Origin of the sequence: Delftia sp. ASV31 (genome assembly GCF_016428765.1) — a bacterium.
Lineage (GTDB): Bacteria > Pseudomonadota > Gammaproteobacteria > Burkholderiales > Burkholderiaceae_C > Comamonas > Comamonas acidovorans.
Genome location: NZ_JAELTK010000004.1, coordinates 1 through 18,124 on the forward strand (window position 1 = coordinate 1; position 18,124 = coordinate 18,124).

Here is an 18,124-nt window from a genome sequence, read left to right on the forward strand (position 1 = left end):
GCCTGAACGAGCCGCGCTACGTCACGCTGCCCAACATCATGAAGGCCAAGAAAAAGCAGCTGGACACGGTCAAGCCTGAAGAGCTGGGCGTCGATGTCGCCCCGCGCCTGAAGACGCTCAAGGTGGCTGAGCCCGCCAAGCGCGGCGCTGGCGTGAAGGTGCCCGATGTGGCGACGCTGGTCAGCAAGCTCAAGAACGAAGCCAAAGTGATCTAAGGAAGACAGCGACATGACATCCCTCGTTATTGCAGAACACGACAACGCTTCCATCAAGAGCGCCACACTCAACACCGTCACTGCGGCCCTGGCCTGCGGCGGCGACGTGCATGTGCTGGTGGCGGGCGAGAATGCCGGCGCCGCTGCGCAGGCCGCTGCCCAGATCGCCGGCGTTGCCAAGGTCATCCACGCCGATGGCGCCAGCCTGAAGGACGGCCTGGCTGAGAACATCGCGGCGCAAGTGCTGGCGATTGCTTCGAACTACAGCCACATCCTGTTCCCCGCCACCGCCAGCGGCAAGAACGCCGCGCCGCGCGTGGCCGCCAAGCTGGACGTGGCCCAGATCAGCGACATCACCAAGGTGGACAGCGCCGACACCTTTGAGCGCCCCATCTACGCCGGCAACGCCATTGCCACGGTGCAAAGCAGCGACAAGATCAAGGTCATCACCGTGCGCGGCACGGGCTTTGACGCAGCGGCCACCACGGGCGGCAGCGCCCAGGTGGAGCAGCTGGCCGCCGCTGGCGACAATGGCAAGAGCAGCTTCGTGGGCCGCGAGGTCACCAAGAACGACCGCCCGGAACTGACGGCTGCCAAGATCATCGTCTCCGGTGGCCGTGCGCTGGGCAGCAGCGAGAAGTTCCAGGAAGTCATCACCCCCCTGGCCGACAAGCTGGGTGCCGCCATCGGTGCTTCGCGCGCCGCGGTGGATGCAGGCTATGCGCCCAATGACCTGCAGGTCGGCCAGACCGGCAAGATCGTGGCGCCGCAGCTGTACATCGCCCTGGGCATTTCGGGCGCCATCCAGCATTTGGCCGGCATGAAGGACTCCAAGGTGATCGTGGCGATCAACAAGGACCCCGAGGCACCGATCTTCTCGGTGGCCGACTACGGCCTGGAAGCCGACCTGTTCCAGGCCGTGCCGGAACTGGTGCAGGCGCTGTAAGCGGCTGAAGCTGAAAAATGAGGGGCACAGGCCCCTCTTTTTCCGTCATGGATTCCGGGATGGTCCGCTGGTCACGGCGCGCACCACCGACTACAACAACGGACTTGGCCGCCAGCCGGTGCTGGCGATGGCATGAACCGAGAGGGAGATTGAAATGAAGATGATGCGCTTGCGCCTGGCCCGCACGGCCGTGGCCTTTGTCTGTGGCGCCATGGCGCTGGCCGCCGAGGCCAATGCCTGGGTGGTGGGGCAGGTGGCACCCATGTCGGGAGCCGGTGCGACGCAGGGCCGTGCCTATGCCCAGGGCATGCGCCTGTACTTCGACCAGATCAACAAGGCCGGCGGCGTGCAGGGCCAGCCCGTGCAACTGGTCACCGTGGACGATGTGGGCCATCCCGAGGAAACCGTGGACAAGACCCGCAAGCTGCTGGACGAATCCAAGCCCGTGGTGCTGGCCGGCTACTTCGGCAACCGCAACATGGCGGCGCTGCTGGACAGCAAGCTGCTCGACCAGTCCCAGATCTCCCTGGTGGGTTACCAGAGCACGGACACGCGGGTGCTGAGCCATCCCCAGATCTTCAGCACGCGCGCCAACCTGCCCGAGGAAATGGCCAAGATCGCCTCGCACCTGTCCACCGTGGGCATCACGCGCCTGGCCCTGCTGCATGACGAGCGTCCCGACGCCAAGGCCGTGGCCGAGCTGGTGAACAAGGCGATTGCGCCCTCCAAGGCCAAGCTGGTGGTCAGCGCCTCGCTGAGCACGGGCAAGGGCGCCATGGACAAGGCCGTTTCCCAGTTGCAAAAGGCCCAGCCTTCGGCGCAGGCCGTGATGGTGGTGGCCTCCAGCCCCGTGACCTCGGCCTTTGTCGAGGCGTACCGCATGGCGGGTGGCACGGCCCAGATCTACGCGACGTCCGAGGCCGATATCGAGCAACTGGCCAAGCGCCTGCCCGTGGAGTTCATGAGCGGCCTGTCCATTGCCCAGGTCGTGCCCAGTCCCTACAAGGTGACCATGCGCCTGAACAAGGAGTTCAGGGACGCGGCCACCGCTGCCGGCAAGTCGCTGACCGTGCCGGTCAGCTACGCCATGATGGAAGGCTATGTGAACGCCCGCGTCATCGTGGAGGCCATGCGCCGCACCCAGCCGCTGACGCGCGACAAGCTGGCCGCTTCGCTGCGCGGCCTGGACGCCTTCGATCTGGGCGGCTACTGGGTTACCTATCGTCCGGGCTCGCAGGCGGGCTCGAAATTCGTGGATTTGTCCATCGTCAACGCATCGGGCCGCGTCACGCAATAACGCAGCAATGCAGTAGTGCCGTGGCGGTGTGCCCGCTGTCCCAGGTCGCCGCGCACTGCGCGCCGGCGGTCCAGGCTCTGTTCAGGAAGGTTCAACAATGACTTACTCGGCTCCCCTCAAAGACATGCTGTTCGCCATGGAGCATCTGGCGCAGATCGACCAAGTGGCGCAGTTGCCCGGTTTCGAGGAGGCTGGCCTGGAGACGGCCCAGGCCGTGCTGGAGGAATGCGCCAAGCTGTGCGAAGGCGTGGTGGCACCTCTGAACCTTCCGGGCGACGTGGCGCCTTCCAGCCTCAAGGACGGCGTGGTCACCACCACGGCGGGCTTCAAGCAGGCCTTTCGCCAGTACGCCGAAGGCGGCTGGCAGGGGCTGCAGCATCCGCAGGATTTTGGCGGCCAGGGCCTGCCCAAGACGATTGGCGCGGCCTGTGTGGAAATGCTCAACAGCGCCAACCTGAGCTTTGCGCTGTGCCCGCTGCTGACCGACGGCGCCATCGAGGCCCTGCTGACGGCCGGAAGCGATGAGCTCAAGGCCACCTATCTCGAGAAGCTGGTGACCGGCGAGTGGACCGGCACCATGAACCTGACCGAGCCCCAGGCCGGCTCCGACCTGGCCCTGGTGCGCACCAAGGCCGATCCGCAGCCCGATGGCAGCTACAAGGTCTTCGGCACCAAGATCTTCATCACCTATGGCGAGCACGACATGGCCGAGAACATCGTCCATCTGGTGCTGGCCCGCGTGGCCGGGGCGCCCGAGGGCGTCAAGGGCATCAGCCTGTTCGTGGTGCCCAAGTTCCTGGTCAACAAGGATGGATCGCTGGGCGCGCGCAACGATGTGCACTGCGTGAGCATCGAGCACAAGATGGGGATCAAGGCCTCGCCCACGGCCGTGCTGCAGTACGGCGACAACGGCGGGGCCATCGGTTACCTGGTGGGCGAGGAAAACCGCGGCCTCGAATACATGTTCATCATGATGAACGCGGCCCGCTACGCCGTGGGCGTGCAGGGCATTGCCGTGGCCGAGCGCGCCTACCAGCACGCCGTGGCCTATGCCCGCGAGCGCGTGCAAAGCCGTCCCGTGGACGGCAGCGTCAAGGCCAGCGCCACCATCATCCACCACCCCGATGTGCGCCGCATGCTCATGACCATGCGCGCCTACACCGAGGGCTGCCGCGCCATGGCGGCCACGGCCGCTGCGGCCTATGACGCATCCCACCACCATGCCGACGCCCAGGTGCGCGAGGCCAATGCGGCCTTCTATGAATTCATGGTGCCCCTGGTCAAGGGCTACAGCACCGAGATGAGCCTGGAAGTCACCAGCCTGGGCGTGCAGGTGCACGGCGGCATGGGCTTCATCGAGGAGACGGGCGCCGCCCAGTACTACCGCGACGCCAAGATCCTGACCATCTACGAAGGCACGACCGCCATCCAGGCCAATGACCTGGTGGGCCGCAAGACGGCGCGCGATGGCGGCCAGACCGCGCTGGCCATTGCGGGCCAGATCGAGAAGACCGAGGCCGAGCTGGCCGCCAGCGGCACGCCCGAGGCACTGGCCGTGGCCCGCCAGCTGGCCGCCGCGCGCCAGGCCTTCGTGGAGGCGGTGCACTTCGTCTCGGGCCAGGCCAAGGCCGAGCCCAATGCCGTGTACGCCGGCAGCGTTCCCTACCTGATGCTGGCGGGCAACCTGGTGGCAGGCTGGCAGATGGGCCGCGCCCTGCTGGTGGCCGAGCAGCTGTTGCACAAGGGACAGGACGCGGCCTTCATGCGCGCGAAGATTGCGACGGCACGCTTTTATGCCGAGCACATCCTCGTCAAGGCGGCGGGCCTGCGCGATGCCATCGTGCACGGCGGCGACAGCGTGATGGCACTGCCCATGGACGCCTTCTGACCCGGCGCTTGCGCACGGCACAACGCAGACAGAGATACCGAGAACCAACGGAGACAACGCATGTCCAAGCTTCCCCCGGCGCTGAAGAAACTGGCCCTGCCAGTGATCGGCTCGCCGCTGTTCATCATCAGCAATCCCAAGCTCGTGATCGCCCAGTGCCAGGCCGGCATCGTGGGCTCCATGCCCGCGCTCAACGCGCGCCCGGCCGAGCAGCTCGAAGACTGGCTGGCCGAGATCACCGAGACCCTGGCCGCCTGGGACAAGGCCCATCCGGACCGGCCCTCGGCGCCGTTCGCCATCAACCAGATCGTGCACAAGAGCAATGACCGGCTCGAGCACGACATGCAGATGTGCGCCAAGTACAAGGTGCCCATCGTCATCACCAGCCTGGGTGCGCGCGAGGACGTGAACCAGGCCGTGCACAGCTGGGGCGGCGTGGTGCTGCACGACATCATCAACAACAAGTTCGCGCACAAGGCCATCGAAAAGGGGGCCGACGGCCTGATCGCCGTGGCGGCGGGCGCCGGCGGCCATGCGGGTGTCAAGAGCCCGTTCGCGCTGATCCAGGAAATCCGCGAATGGTTCGACGGCCCCGTGGCGCTGTCGGGCTCCATCGCCTCGGGCGGCGCCATCCTGGCGGCCCAGGCCATGGGAGCGGACTTCGCCTATATCGGCTCGGCCTTCATTGCCACGCATGAGGCGCGTGCGCACGATGCCTACAAGCAGGCCATCGTGGACGGCACCTCCGACGACATCGTCTACAGCAACCTGTTCACGGGCGTGCACGGCAACTACCTGGCGCCGTCCATCCGTGCGGCAGGGCTGGACCCCGACAACCTGCCCGAGTCGGACCCCAGCAAGATGAACTTCGGCGGCGACGCCAAGAAGGCCTGGAAGGACATCTGGGGCTGCGGCCAGGGCATTGGCGCCATCCGCGAAGTCACGGGTGCAGGCGAGCTGGTCGAGCGTCTCAAGCGCGAATACCACCAGGCGCGCGACCGCCTGCTGTCCACCCCGTAAGGTCGGGGAGCCCAGGACGGGCTCTTCTCCTACCCCGCCAGACGGCGCCTTCGGGCGCCGTTTTCTTTGGGTATTACCCACGCTGTGCGGGTCCGGTTCTCGAAGTTGTTTGCGCAAAACCCCTTGCGCACGCTTGACTGCTTCACTCGGCTTCCCCCTACGAGCGACTTGCCTGGAGCAAGTTTGTTTAGAATTCTTTGCGTAATTTCAGTAAATACTGAAATTACAGAATAAATGAACAAACCTTGTACCCCGTCATTGCCTGAGTTCCACCAGCTGGCGCGTCGTCCGATGGCGGGTACGGGGCGCCTGGTGCTGGCCTCGCTGCTGTGGCTGCCGCAGGCGCTGCTGCTGGCGCTGGCCGTGCAGTCCATGGCCGATGGCGTGGGCAGGGAGCCGCTGTGGCCACTGTGGCAGCTTGCGGCTGGCGTTGCGCTGCTGGGCGGGTTGCGCGCCTGGTGCGATGCCAGCGGCACGCGCCGCGCCAATCTGCAGGCGCGCAGCCTGGTGAGTGCGCTGCGAATGCAGGTGCTTCGCACGCTGGCGGGCACCTCGCCGCTGGACCGCCAGCGCGCGGCCTCGGGCCAGGCGGCCAGCGCCATGGCCGAGCAGGCCGAGGCCATCGTGCCCTGGCTGTCGCGCTACCAGACCGCCATGTGGCGCGTGCGCACCGTGCCGCTGGTGATTGCGCTGGCCGTGGCCAGCCAGAGCTGGGTGGTGGCGCTGATCCTGGTGGTGGCCGCGCCGCTGATCCCGCTGTTCATGGCCATCGTCGGCTGGCGCGCCAAGTCGGCCAGCCAGGCGCAGATGGTGGAGCTGGGCGGCATGAACGCCTTCCTGCTCGACCGCCTGCGCGGCCTGTCCACCCTGCGCGCCCTGGGCGCGGTGGATGCCACGGCGCAGCGGCTGCGCGCCAATGCCGAATCCCTGCGCGAACGCAGCATGCGCGTGCTGCGCATCGCCTTTCTGTCCTCTGCGGTGCTGGAGCTGTTCTCGGCCCTGGGCGTGGCCATGGTGGCCGTCTACGTGGGCTTTCACCTGCTGGGCCATCTGCCCTTTGGCAGCTGGGGCCAGACACTGAGTCTGGGCCAGGCGCTGTTCGTGCTGCTGCTGGCGCCCAGCTTCTTCGATCCCCTGCGTGAGCTGTCTGCCGTCTGGCACGACCGCGCCAGCGGCGAAGCCGCACTGCAGGCCCTGGGCGAGCTGGGCCGCGATGCGCAGCCGCTGCCCGGCGCGCTGAGTGCGCCCGGCAGGGCGGCCGGCCAGGCCTGCGCCCTGCACCTGGAGCAGGTGCGGCCCCAGGCGCCAGGCGGCGCGGTCACGCTGCCGGCGCTCACGGTGGACGTGCGACCTGGCGAGCATGTGGCGCTGTGGAGCCCCAGCGGCAGCGGCAAGTCGCTGCTGCTGGCGCAGATTGCAGGCCTGCTGCCGGTGGCCGAGCCTGGGCGCATCCATATCGACGGCCAGCTGCTCGACGGCGAATCGGCCGGCCGGCTGCGCGCGCGCATGGCCTGGATGGGGCAGAGCCCGCATGTGTTCGCCGGCTCGGTGGCCGAAAACCTCCGGCTGGGCCGCCCGGGATTCACCTTCGGCGAACTGCGCCAGGCCCTGCGGCTGGCCGGGCTGGGCAAGCTGACCGAGACCCGGCCCGGCGCCACGCTGGGCGAGGGCGGAGCCGGCCTGTCGGGCGGCGAAATCGTGCGCCTGGCACTGGCGCGCCTGGCCTTGTCGCGCGATGCAGGCCTGCTGCTGGTCGATGAACCCACGGCCCACCTGGACCCGGCCACGGCCGCCCAGGTCACCGATGCCCTGCTGCAACTGGCACGCGGGCGCACGCTGATCGTCGCCACCCACGATGCCGAACTGGCCGCCGCCATGCACCGCGTGGTGGAGCTGGCGGGCCATGCCGCCCCGCAGGAGCTGGCCGCATGAAGCCCCGCTCCACCCTCCGGCCCGTGCTTGCCGCCCTGGCGCGCATGGCGCCCCGCCGCCTGTGGCTGGGCGGCGCGCTGCTGGCCCTGCTCACGGTACTCATGGGCATGGCGCTGCTGGGCCTGTCGGGCTGGTTCATCACGGCCACGGCGCTGGCCGGGCTGCTGCCGGCCACGGCCATCGTTTTCGACGTCTTCATGCCCTCGGCCGGCATCCGCCTGCTGGCCCTGGGCCGCACGGGCACGCGCTATGCCGAACGGCTGGTCACCCATGACGCCACCCTGGCCGTGCTTGCCGCCCTGCGCGAGCGGCTGCTGCGCAACTGGGCCACGCCCGCCGCCGCCCTGAGCCTGCGCCTGCGGCCCGCACGCCTGCTGCAGCGGCTGACGGCCGACGTGGATGCGCTGGACAGCCTGTACCTGCGCCTGTTCGTGCCCTTGCTGGCCGCCACGGGTGCCACGCTGATGGCTGCCCTGGCGCTGGGCCTGATGCGCTGGTGGCTGGGCATGGCCTTGGCTGCGTGGCTGCTGGCCACCGGCCTGGGCAGCGCCCTGTGGCTGGCCCGCAGTGCGCGCCGGCCCGCCGTGCGCCGCGCGCTGGCGCTGGAGTCCCTGCGCGCCCGCACGGCCGACCTGGTGGCCGGGCAGGCAGAGCTGGCCATGGCCGGCACCCTGGCGGCGCATTGCGAACGCATTGCCACCCTGGACGCCCGCGTGGCCGAGGCCGACGCCGAGCTCCACGGCCTGGAGGCTCGAACCTCCTTCGTGCAGGGCCTGTGCGGCGCCCTGGCCCTGGCCGGTGTGCTGCTGGGCGTGGGCTGGCTGGCCGAGGCCGGCCTGCTGGGCGCGCCCGTGGCCGCGCTGGCCCTGTTGCTGGCGCTGACGGCCATGGAGCCCTTTGCCGCATTGCGCCGTGGCGCGCTGGAGGCCGGCCGCAGCTGGCTGGCCGCGCGCCGGCTGGCGCCTGCCCTGCGCGATGGCGCTGCGCAAGGTGCCTGCGAACCGGCTGCGCCCAGGCAGGGCTTGGCGGTTGAGCTGGAGCAGGTCGTGGCACCCCGTGCCGCCGTGCTGGCCCAGGACATCCGTATCGCCGAAGGCGAACGTGTCGCCCTGCTGGGCGCCAGCGGCGCGGGCAAGACCACGCTGCTGTCCCTGATGGCCGGCGAGCTCCAGCCGTTGGCCGGCGCCGTGCGTGCCCGGCGCTGCACCTGGATGACGCAGCGCACCGAACTGTTCGAGGACAGCCTGCGCGACAACCTTTTGCTGGCTTGCCCCGAGGCCGCCGAGGACACGCTGTGGGCGGCGCTGGAAGTCGCCGGGCTGGCCGGCGATGTGCGCGCCATGGCGCAGGGCCTGGACACGCGGCTGGGCGAGGGCGGGCTGGGCCTGTCCGGCGGCCAGGCACGGCGCCTGGCGCTGGCGCGGCTGCTGCTGAGCCCCGCGCGCTGCTGGCTGCTGGACGAAGTGACCGAGGGCCTGGATGCACGCACGGCCGCCGACCTGCTGGTGCGGCTGGACAGTGCAGCCCGGGGCCGCACCCTGGTGCTGGCCACCCACAAGCTGCGGGAGGCGCAACTGGCCGACCGGCTGCTGTGGCTGGAGCAGGGCCGAGTGGTGTCCGAGGCGCTGCGCGGCACACCGCCGTTCGAGGCGGCCCTGGCGCGCCTGCGGCAGGACGGCTGATCAAGGATTTCACCAAGTACCCCCCGAGAGAAAGGATCTCACCATGGACCTCGACATCGTCGATCTATCGCGGCTGCAGTTCGCGGTAACGGCGCTCTACCACTTCCTGTTCGTGCCGCTGACCATCGGCCTGGCCGTGATCATCGCCATCATGGAGACCGTCTACGTGATGACGGGCCGCACCATCTGGCGCGACATGACGAAGTTCTGGGGCACGTTGTTCGGCATCAACTTCGCCATGGGCGTGGCCACGGGCATCGTGATGGAGTTCCAGTTCGGCATGAACTGGAGCTACTACAGCCACTACGTGGGCGACATCTTCGGCGCGCCGCTGGCCATCGAGGGGCTGATGGCCTTCTTCCTGGAGGCCACCTTCATGGGCCTGTTCTTCTTCGGCTGGGATCGCCTGAGCAAGGTCGGCCATCTGGTGACCACCTGGTGCGTGGCCCTGGGCTCGAACTTCTCGGCGCTGTGGATCCTGATCGCCAACGGCTGGATGCAGAACCCCGTGGGCGCAGCGTTCAACCCGCAGACCATGCGCATGGAGGTCACCGACTTCTTCGCGGTGCTGACCAACCCCGTGGCCCAGGCCAAGTTCGTGCACACGGTCTCGGCCGGCTACGTGACGGCGGCCATCTTCGTGCTGGGCGTCTCGGCCTGGTATCTGCTCAAGGGCCGGCACATCCAGCTGGCGCGCCGCTCCATGACGGTGGCCACCTCGTTCGGCCTGGCCGCCGCGCTGTCGGTGGTGGTGCTGGGCGATGAAAGCGGCTACCTGTCGTCGGAGCACCAGAAGATGAAGCTGGCCGCCATCGAGGCCATGTGGGACACCGAGCCTGCACCGGCCGCCTTCACGGCCTTCGGCTTCCCCGACAAGGCCGCACGGGAGACGCACTACGCCGTGCACATTCCCTGGGTCATGGGCCTGATCGGCACGCGCTCGCTGACCACCGAGATCCCCGGCATCAACGACCTGGTCCAGCGCACCGAGCAGTACATCCGCAACGGCATCGAGGCCTATGGCGCGCTGGAGGCCATCCGCGCCGCCGGCCCCACGGGCCAGGTGCCGGCCGAGGCCAAGGCCGTCTTCGAGGACAAGGGCGGTCAACTGGGCTACGCGCTGCTGCTCAAGCGCTACGTGGACGACCCGCGCCAGGCCACGGACGCGCAGATCGCCCAGGCCGCCTGGGACACCGTGCCGGCCGTGGGGCCGCTGTTCTGGGCCTTCCGCATCATGGTGGGGCTGGGCATGTTCTTCATCGCGCTCACGGCCGCGTTCTTCTGGCTGTCGGTGCGGCGCAGGCTGGACGCCCATCCGTGGATGCTCAAGCTGGCCGTGATCGCCATTCCCCTGCCCTGGATCGCGGCCGAGTGCGGCTGGATCGTGGCCGAGGTGGGCCGCCAGCCCTGGATCATCGAAGGCGTGCTGCCCACGGCGCTGGCCGTCTCCAACCTGGGCGCGGGCACGCTGCTGCTGACGATTGCAGGCTTCATCGCCATCTACTCCGTGCTCTTCGTCATCGAGATGAAGCTCATGGTGAAGGCCATCCGCAAGGGACCGCAGGAGGAAAGCGCACCGCACCTGACCACCTACTTCCCTCTGATGCAAAAACTCGCCCGCGGGCAATGACCAAGGGAGATTGTCACCATGATTCTTCACGAACTGATCAGCTACGACATCCTGCGCCTGCTGTGGTGGGGCCTGCTGGGCGTGCTGCTCATCGCCTTTGCCGTCACCGATGGCTTTGACCTGGGCGCTGCCGCGCTGCTGCCGCTGGCGGCCAGGACCGACGTGGAGCGCCGCGTCGTCATCAACTCGCTGGGCCCGGTCTGGGAAGGCAACCAGGTCTGGCTCATCCTGGGCGGCGGTGCCATCTTTGCGGCCTGGCCGCAGCTGTACGCGGTCTCGTTCTCGGGCTTTTACCTGGCCATGTTCGCGGCCCTGGTGGCGCTGATCCTGCGGCCCGTGGCCTTCAAGTTCCGCAGCAAGCGCGAGGAGCCGGCCTGGCGCGCGCGCTGGGATGCCGTGCTGTGCATGGCCGGCGTGGTGCCCGCGCTGATCTTCGGCGTGGCCCTTGGCAATGTGCTGCAGGGCGTGCCCTTCCGCCTGGCGCCCGACATGCGCATCTACTACGAGGGCACGTTCTTCGGCCTGCTCAACCCGTTTGCGCTGCTGGCCGGCCTGGTCTCGCTGTGCATGCTGCTCATGCATGGTGCGTCCTGGCTGGTGTTCAAGACCGAGGGCGATGTGGCCGCGCGCGCGCGCCGCTTCGGCATGGTGGCTGCCGTCGCCACCACGGTGCTGTTCGCGGCGGCTGGCGTGTGGCTGGCCGCGCTCAATGGCTACCGCATCACCAGCGAGATCAACACCACCGGACCGTCCAACCCGCTGTTCAAGACGGCTGCGCTGCAGGCGGGCGCCTGGTTTGCGAACTACCAGGCCCGGCCCGTGCTCTGGGCCGTGCCGGCCATCGGCCTGCTGATGCCGCTGCTGGCGGCGCTGGGCCTGTGGCTGCGCCGCGAGTGGCTGGCCCTGCTGTCCAGCGGCCTGGGCATTGCGGGCATCATCGCCAGCGTGGGGGCGTCCATGTTCCCGTTCATCCTGCCCTCGTCGCTGAACCCGCAGCACAGCCTCACGGTCTGGGACTCTTCGTCCAGCCATGTGACGCTGTTCATCATGCTGGTGTGCGCGCTGATCTTCGTGCCCCTCATCGTGGCCTACACCAGCTGGGTCTACAGCGTGCTGCGCGGCAAGGTCGACCCGATGGCCATCATCGAGGGCCGCGGCCACTCGTACTGATCCACCGAATCAAGAAACGACAGTCAACGTCAAGAAAGGACACAACACCATGTGGTACTTCGCCTGGTTGCTCGGCCTGCCGCTGGCGGCCGCCTTCGCGGTGCTCAACGCGATGTGGTACGAACTGATGGACGACGAGGCCACGCGCCGCGAACTCCTGGCCCGGGAGAAATAAAGCTCCCCCTGAGGCGCTTCGCGCCTTCCCCCTCCCTCTTCGGGAGGGGGACGACACCCTCGCTGCGGGGGCGGCCCTTGCTCGGTGTCCCTCGCTTTGGACTACGCCAGTTTTTGCACGTGCTTACCGCTAATGAAGCATTGCTGTAAACACAATGAGCTCCCTCGGGAGCTCATTTTTGTACGCAGGCTTGCCAGGTTCAATCGTCGGTGTCATCCGCCTTGGCGCGGCCCTTGCCGCCCGTGATGCGGTCCTTCAGATCCAGCAGCCGCGTCACGGCCGTGCCCATGCCCATGAGCTGCATGGCGGTCTCGGGCGACAGGCGCTGCACGTCGTCGAACCAGTTCATGAGCCGGTCGATCAGCTCGTACATGTCGCGCATGCGCTGCTGGGCGTAGCGTTCCTCTTCGGTGGTGACTTCCTCCAGCATGGCGGCGCGCAGCATGGACTGGGTGGGCTCGATCTCGCGGCGGCGGCGTTCCTCGGCCAGGCGGCGGAAGATTTCCCAGACATCCTGCGGCGCCTCGAAATACTCGCGCCGGTCGCCGGGCTGGTGGCGCAATTGCACCAGGCGCCAGGCCTGCAATTCCTTGAGCCCCATGCTTACGTTGGAGCGCGAGAACTCCAGCGTCTCGGCGATCTGGTCGGCATTGAGCGGCTCGGGCGAAAGAAACAGCAGTGCGTAGATCTGGCCTACCGTGCGGTTGATGCCCCAGCGGCTGCCCATCTCGCCGAAGTGCGAGACGAACTGCCGGTTCAACGCCGGAAGAGGTTTGGATTGCGTCATGGCATGCATTGTGCCTGCGCGTGCGCGGCACGCTCCGGGCGGCTTGGGAAGTGATGTGTCAGCTTTCTGCAAGTCGCGTCCAAAAGGCGCACAATGGCGCCTTTGCGGGCTTGCGGCCAGGCGGCCCGGGCCCTGCGCCTTCCCGCCCCGTACCGACTACAGATTGCCCCATGTCCCACGCTAGCCGCAGTGCACTGATCGACTGCACCAAGGGCCTGGCCTGTGCCGCCATCATCTGGCACCACCTGGCCTTCTACGGCCCCATGTCCGATATCGCCCATCCGGCCGCGCCGGACCTCATCGACTGGCTCTATGAATATGCGCGCATGGCCGTGCAGATCTTCCTGGTGCTGGGCGGCTACCTGGCGGCAGCCAGCATGGCGCCGCAAGGCCACGGCCAGCACAGCGATCCGTGGTCGCGCATCGGGCGCCGCTTCGTGCGTCTGGTCGTGCCCTATGCGGTGGCGCTGGTCGTGGCCATCGTGGTCTCGGCGGCCGTGCGGCCCTGGTTCGACCATGCCTCGGTGTCGGGCGAGCCCGATCTCTGGCAATTGGTGGCGCATGCGCTGCTGCTGCAGAACATCGTGGGCGAGGAATCGTTGTCTGCGGGCGTCTGGTATGTGTCCATTGACTTCCAGCTGTTTGCGCTGACGGCGCTGCTGCTGGCCGGCACGCGCTGGGGCGGTGCCTTGCTGCGCCGCCGCTTTGGCGGCGACGCCCTGTCACGCTGCTGGCCCTGGGCGCTGAGCGTGGCGCAGGCGCTGGTAGTGATCGGCGTGGCGGCTTCGCTGCTGGGCTTCAATCTGGATGCGCAATGGGATGTGTGGGCGCCGTACTTCTTTGGCGCCTACGGCCTGGGCATGCTGGCCTACTGGGCCGCGCATGCGGACAAGTCCTCGACGGCCTGGAGCTGGTCCCTGCTGATCGTGGCCCTGGTCGTGGCGGCACTGGCACTGGAGTGGCGCGACCGCATCGCGCTGGCCGGTGCCACGGCGCTGGCCCTGGTCGTGGCCATGCGCAGCCCCGCGTTTGCGCAGGCACAAGGCTGGGCGCCGCTGCGTCGGCTGGGCAAGATTTCGTACTCGGTGTTTCTCGTGCACTTCTCGGTCTGCCTGCTGGTCAATGCCGTGGAAAGCCATTTCTGGCCACATTCCATTCCCGCCGCCCTGCTGGGCATGTGCACGGCCTTTGTGCTGTCGATTGCGGCCGGCCATCTGCTGTACGAGCGCGTGGAGCGCCACGTTCCCAGCTGGCACATGGCGCTGCGCTGGCAGGCGGGCCTGGTGGGCACCGGCCTGATCGCGGCGTTTCTGGCAGGCCTGCGCTGAGGCGCGGTGCATCAGTCCACAAACAACAAAGGCAGCCGGTTGGCTGCCTTTTTCGCTTCACGCCGGTCGGCGTTCAACGGTGCAGCTCGCCTGCGCTTTCCGGCTGGAACTCGATGGCATCCACGCGCACGGTGACCTGGCCCGAGGGGCCGGCCATGCGCGACTGGTCGCCCACGCTCAGGCCCAGCAGGGCAATGCCCACGGGCGCGAAGACCGACACCTTGTCGGAGCTGCCATCCATCTCCTTGGGATAGACCAGGGTCAGCGTGTTGGACTTGCCCGACTCCAGCAGCGTGAAGCGCACGGTGGAGTTCATGGTCACCACATTGGGCGGCATTTCCTTGGGTTCGAGCACGTCGGCGCGGTCCAGCTCGGCCTCGAGCGCCTCGCGGCCGGGGAAGGCGGGTTGCTTGTCCAGCAGGGCCTCGATGCGCTCCAGGTCCAGGGACGAAAGAATGATGTGGGGCTTGCGCTCCATGGTGTTGGCTCCCTTGTGTGCTTGCGCCGTGGCTGCAGTGAAGGGCAGCGGCGCCCAAACGGACAAAAGCCCGGGCAACGCGGTTGTCCGGGCCAAGGCATCTTCAGAAAAGAGAAAAGCACCAAGTTGGTGCGATAGGCCCATTGTGCAGGCCCGTGTGGGTTCTGCCAAGCGAACCCGCACGGTACGGTGCGGATTGGCGTGGGCACTTGCCAAGCCGGCAAAACCCACTTCGCAACTGCAGGCATGCGGGGAGTGCTTGGCGGTATGACTGTATTTTTATACAGTTACTCCATGCTTCCCAGTCCTCTCACGCCCCATCACGACACGGCCCGGGTGCCCCTGCACGCCGTCAAGGGCCGGGGCGCAGCCAGCCAGCTGGCCCACCGCTTCACCACCGACCCGCGCGAGGCCTTCGATGACGGCTGGGGCAGCCTTGAGGCGCCTGCCGGAGGCGAAGAGGCCACGCCCCTGCGCACCGAACTGCGCTGGGAGCAGGCCCGCTCGGCGCTGAGCCGCCACCAGTCGCCCGACCTGCCGTTTCACATGGGGCTCAATCCCTACCGGGGGTGCGAGCACGGCTGCATCTATTGCTATGCCCGGCCCACGCACAGCTACCTGGGCTGGTCGCCGGGGCTGGACTTCGAGACCCGGCTCATCGCCAAGCAGAACCTGCCCGAGCTGCTGCGCGCCGAGCTGTCGCGCGCCAGCCATGTGGCCGCGCCCGTGATGCTGGGCTCGGTCACCGACTGCTACCAGCCCGTGGAGCGCGAACTGGGGCTGACGCGCCGCCTGATCGAAGTGCTGGCCGAGGCGCGCCACCCGTTTTCCATCGTCACCAAGGGCAGCGGGGTGGAGCGTGACCTGGACCTGCTGGCCCCGCTGGCGCGCCAGGGCCTGGCCTCGGTGCACATCACGCTGACCACGCTGGATGCCGACCTGGCACGCCACCTGGAGCCGCGCGCGGCCGCGCCGCACCGCCGGCTGCGCAGCATCCGCGCGCTGACCGAGGCGGGCGTGCCCGTGGGCGTGAGCCTGGCACCGCAGATTCCCTTCATCAACGAAGACCTGGAGAAGGTGCTGGAGGCGGCCGCCGACGCAGGCGCGCGCCACGCCTTCTATGCCGTGCTGCGCCTGCCCTGGGAAGTGGCACCGCTGTTCGAGCAATGGCTGCAGGTGCACTACCCCGACCGCGCCCGCCGCGTGATGGAGCGCGTGCGCGACCTGCACGGCATCCAGGGCGAGCAACGCGAGGCCGGCCGCGTCTACAACGCAGAGTTCGGCCAGCGCATGAAAGGCACGGGCCACTGGGCCGAGCTGCTGCGCCAGCGCTTCGCCCTGGCCTGCCGCCGCCACGGCTTCAACCGCGAGCCGCTGCGGCTCGATTGCAGCCTCTACCACCCGTCGCTTTTGCTGCCGCAACGCAGCCTTTTCTGAGAGCCTGCGTGCCAGGCACAGGTCAGGGCATGGTTCGCTAGCGGGAATCGATCAGCTCGGACAAGGCGGCCGCCAGCGGGGAGCGCACCGACGATCGCAGCCACACCATGCCCACTTCGCGGGACGGGCTCGGAGGGGGCAGCGGCCATCGGCGCGTCCTGGCATCCGGCGGTCCCAGCACGGGCCAGTCCGGCAGGATGGAGACACCGAAGCCTTCCGCAACCAGCTGTGCGATCTGCTCGATGCCGTCCAGCTCGAAGCGCACTTTTGGCTTGATGCCGTGGCCCCGCAGGTATTCATCCGCCATTTTTCCTGCCACCACCTTGCGGTCGTACTGGATGAAAGGCTCGCGTGCGGCCGTGAGCAGCGGATCGCGCACCTTCATGTCCCGGGGCGCGAGAAGAATCAGCGCCTCGCTGCGCATCAGCCGCCATTCGCAGGTCTTGGGCATGGCGAAGGCCGGGTGCACAAGGATGGCCGCATCCAGATGGCCGGCCTGCACCTGGTCCAGCAGCAGTGAGGAGGTGCCGGGCTCGATGTAGACGCGCACGGCCGGATGGGCGCTCATCCACCGGCGCAGCAGCGGGGGCACCAGGCCCATCAGCGCCGTGGGCGTTGCCCCCAGCCTCAATGGGCCTGCGGGAAGCTCGGTGGCCGAGGCGGCCGACCTCAGGTTCTCCACGGATTTGAGCACCTCCCGCGCATGCTCCACGATCCGGGCGCCCACGACGGTGGGCCGCACCGTCCGGCCCACCCGCGTGAGCAGTGCGCAGCCCACGTCGGCCTCCAGCGCACGCATCTGCTGGGCCACGGTGGTGGGCGGCAGGTCCAGCCTGCGCGCGGCGTCGGCCATCGAGCCGCAGTCCACGACGGCAATGAAGCTCTGGAGAAAGCGCGAATCCATGCGACGTATTTTGCGTCATCTGAACCATGGGACACCGTCTTTGTTGCAGATCTCCTGAAGCGCAAAGTTCGCTCGTTCCCGCTTCCAAACCATGTCAGGAGAGCTCATGCCCCTCATCGAATCCATTGAAGTCTGCGTTGCCCGCGTACCGCTGGACAAGGTCACCTATCTGTCGAACCGCACCGTGGTCGACCGCCACTACGGACTGGTCAAGGTCCGCAGCAGCGACGGCGTCGAAGGCATCGGCTTTTGCTATGTCGGCAATGCGGCGGGCGAGCTGTTCCGCGTCGCGGTCGAGCAGCTGCTCGGTCCTGTGCTGCTGGGCCGCGATTGCCTGGCCGTCGAAGGGCTGTGGAAGGAGATGTACCAGGAGGCGCTGCTGCAAGGCCGCATGGGCACCGTGATGCGCGCACTGAGCGCACTCGACATCGCGCTGTGGGATCTCAATGCCCGCACCGCCCAGCTGCCGTTGCACAAGTACCTGGGTGCGGTGGAGCTGGACACGGTGCCGGCCTATGCCAGCGGCGGCTACTACGTGGACGGCAAGACCGCCGGCCATGTTGGCGAGGAGATGGCCGGCTATGTCGAGCTGGGCTTTCAGGCCGTGAAGATGAAGACCGGCCGCTGGTCGCCCCAGGGCGAGGAGTCGCGCGTGAAGGCGGCGCGCGAGGCCATCGGCCCGGACGTGGAACTCATGCTGGACTGCAACAACGGCTGGGTGGACACCGTGCAGGCCATGCAGTACCTGCGCCGCATGGAGGCATACGACCCCTATTTCATCGAGGAGCCGTTCAGCCCCGACGATGTCGAAAGCCACGCCCGCCTGGCAAAGCTCACCCGCATTCCCGTGGCCACCGCGGAAATCGGCTATGGCCGCTGGTACCACAAGCATCTGCTCGACATGGGCGCCGCATCCATCCTGCAGACCGACGCCGCAGTCTGCGGGGGCATTACCGAGTGGAAGCGCATTGCCGCCATGGCGGCGGGCTATGGGCTGCAGATGTGTCCGCACTGGTTCCACGATGTGCACGCGCCGCTGGTGGCCGCGACCCCCAATGCGCGCTATGTCGAGTTCTTCTGGGATGACCAGGTGCTTAACTTCCGCCGCCTGCTGGACCGCCAGCTGGCGCAGGAAAAGGGCCGTGTCGTGCTGCACCAGACGCCGGGGCTCGGCTTCAATTTCGACGAGGCGCAGGTGTCCCGGTTCGGCCGCTGGACCTCGGTGGCGTAAGACC

15 protein-coding genes and 1 pseudogene are annotated in these 18,124 nt (G+C 68.0%); 13 read left to right on the forward strand and 3 right to left on the reverse strand.

What is annotated here, in order from left to right:
* From JHD82_RS02300 to cydX, 10 genes and pseudogenes are all read left to right on the forward strand, one after another.
* Positions 1 to 215, forward strand: a pseudogene (locus tag JHD82_RS02300) (electron transfer flavoprotein subunit beta/FixA family protein); the annotation flags it as partial.
* Between the two features lie 13 nt (positions 216 to 228).
* Positions 229 to 1,161, forward strand: a complete 933-nt coding sequence (locus JHD82_RS02305; RefSeq protein ID WP_199135303.1) for an electron transfer flavoprotein subunit alpha/FixB family protein — start codon at positions 229 to 231, stop codon at positions 1,159 to 1,161.
* Between the two features lie 154 nt (positions 1,162 to 1,315).
* A complete protein-coding gene (locus tag JHD82_RS02310) occupies positions 1,316 to 2,458 on the forward strand; it encodes an ABC transporter substrate-binding protein (RefSeq protein WP_012204312.1) in 1,143 nt (380 codons plus the stop codon).
* A 97-nt stretch (positions 2,459 to 2,555) separates the two neighbouring features.
* Complete coding sequence (locus tag JHD82_RS02315) at positions 2,556 to 4,346, forward strand: acyl-CoA dehydrogenase (protein WP_034391468.1); 1,791 nt, start codon at positions 2,556 to 2,558, stop codon at positions 4,344 to 4,346.
* 60 nt (positions 4,347 to 4,406) lie between these two features.
* On the forward strand, positions 4,407 to 5,366 hold the full coding sequence (locus tag JHD82_RS02320; protein WP_088166853.1) for a nitronate monooxygenase family protein: 960 nt from the start codon (positions 4,407 to 4,409) through the stop codon (positions 5,364 to 5,366).
* A gap of 291 nt (positions 5,367 to 5,657) precedes the next feature.
* The gene (cydD, locus tag JHD82_RS02325; RefSeq protein ID WP_199135304.1) at positions 5,658 to 7,298 is read left to right on the forward strand and encodes a thiol reductant ABC exporter subunit CydD; all 1,641 of its coding nucleotides are present in this window, start codon (positions 5,658 to 5,660) and stop codon (positions 7,296 to 7,298) included.
* The gene (locus tag JHD82_RS02330; protein ID WP_199135305.1) at positions 7,295 to 8,980 is read left to right on the forward strand and encodes an amino acid ABC transporter ATP-binding/permease protein; all 1,686 of its coding nucleotides are present in this window, start codon (positions 7,295 to 7,297) and stop codon (positions 8,978 to 8,980) included. The genes cydD and JHD82_RS02330 overlap by 4 nt, the downstream gene beginning before the upstream one ends.
* Positions 8,981 to 9,023: 43 nt before the next feature.
* Positions 9,024 to 10,610, forward strand: a complete 1,587-nt coding sequence (locus JHD82_RS02335; RefSeq protein WP_199135306.1) for a cytochrome ubiquinol oxidase subunit I — start codon at positions 9,024 to 9,026, stop codon at positions 10,608 to 10,610.
* An 18-nt stretch (positions 10,611 to 10,628) separates the two neighbouring features.
* A complete protein-coding gene (gene cydB, locus JHD82_RS02340) occupies positions 10,629 to 11,780 on the forward strand; it encodes a cytochrome d ubiquinol oxidase subunit II (protein ID WP_012204318.1) in 1,152 nt (383 codons plus the stop codon).
* A gap of 49 nt (positions 11,781 to 11,829) precedes the next feature.
* On the forward strand, positions 11,830 to 11,955 hold the full coding sequence (gene cydX / locus JHD82_RS02345) for a cytochrome bd-I oxidase subunit CydX (protein WP_012204319.1): 126 nt from the start codon (positions 11,830 to 11,832) through the stop codon (positions 11,953 to 11,955).
* Positions 11,956 to 12,154: 199 nt separating this feature from the next.
* Here the strand turns inward: cydX and JHD82_RS02350 are convergent, their stop codons facing one another.
* Positions 12,155 to 12,751 (reverse strand): GbsR/MarR family transcriptional regulator, encoded by a 597-nt coding sequence (locus tag JHD82_RS02350; RefSeq protein ID WP_012204320.1) that lies wholly within the window; start codon positions 12,749 to 12,751, stop codon positions 12,155 to 12,157.
* A gap of 161 nt (positions 12,752 to 12,912) precedes the next feature.
* Here JHD82_RS02350 and JHD82_RS02355 point away from each other — a divergent pair, with 161 nt between their 5' ends.
* Positions 12,913 to 14,070, forward strand: a complete 1,158-nt coding sequence (locus tag JHD82_RS02355) for an acyltransferase (RefSeq protein ID WP_013803452.1) — start codon at positions 12,913 to 12,915, stop codon at positions 14,068 to 14,070.
* A 73-nt stretch (positions 14,071 to 14,143) separates the two neighbouring features.
* Here the strand turns inward: JHD82_RS02355 and rnk are convergent, their stop codons facing one another.
* On the reverse strand, positions 14,144 to 14,548 hold the full coding sequence (gene rnk, locus JHD82_RS02360) for a nucleoside diphosphate kinase regulator (RefSeq protein ID WP_012204322.1): 405 nt from the start codon (positions 14,546 to 14,548) through the stop codon (positions 14,144 to 14,146).
* A gap of 294 nt (positions 14,549 to 14,842) precedes the next feature.
* Between rnk and JHD82_RS02365 the strand changes: the two genes are divergently transcribed.
* Positions 14,843 to 15,985 (forward strand): PA0069 family radical SAM protein, encoded by a 1,143-nt coding sequence (locus tag JHD82_RS02365; RefSeq protein WP_199135307.1) that lies wholly within the window; start codon positions 14,843 to 14,845, stop codon positions 15,983 to 15,985.
* Positions 15,986 to 16,022: 37 nt separating this feature from the next.
* On the opposite strand, the gene JHD82_RS02370 is transcribed toward JHD82_RS02365, so the two are convergent.
* A complete protein-coding gene (locus JHD82_RS02370) occupies positions 16,023 to 16,889 on the reverse strand; it encodes a LysR family transcriptional regulator (RefSeq protein ID WP_100566198.1) in 867 nt (288 codons plus the stop codon).
* Positions 16,890 to 16,995: 106 nt separating this feature from the next.
* Here JHD82_RS02370 and JHD82_RS02375 point away from each other — a divergent pair, with 106 nt between their 5' ends.
* On the forward strand, positions 16,996 to 18,120 hold the full coding sequence (locus tag JHD82_RS02375; RefSeq protein WP_199135308.1) for a mandelate racemase/muconate lactonizing enzyme family protein: 1,125 nt from the start codon (positions 16,996 to 16,998) through the stop codon (positions 18,118 to 18,120).
* Positions 18,121 to 18,124: the final 4 nt, after the last annotated feature.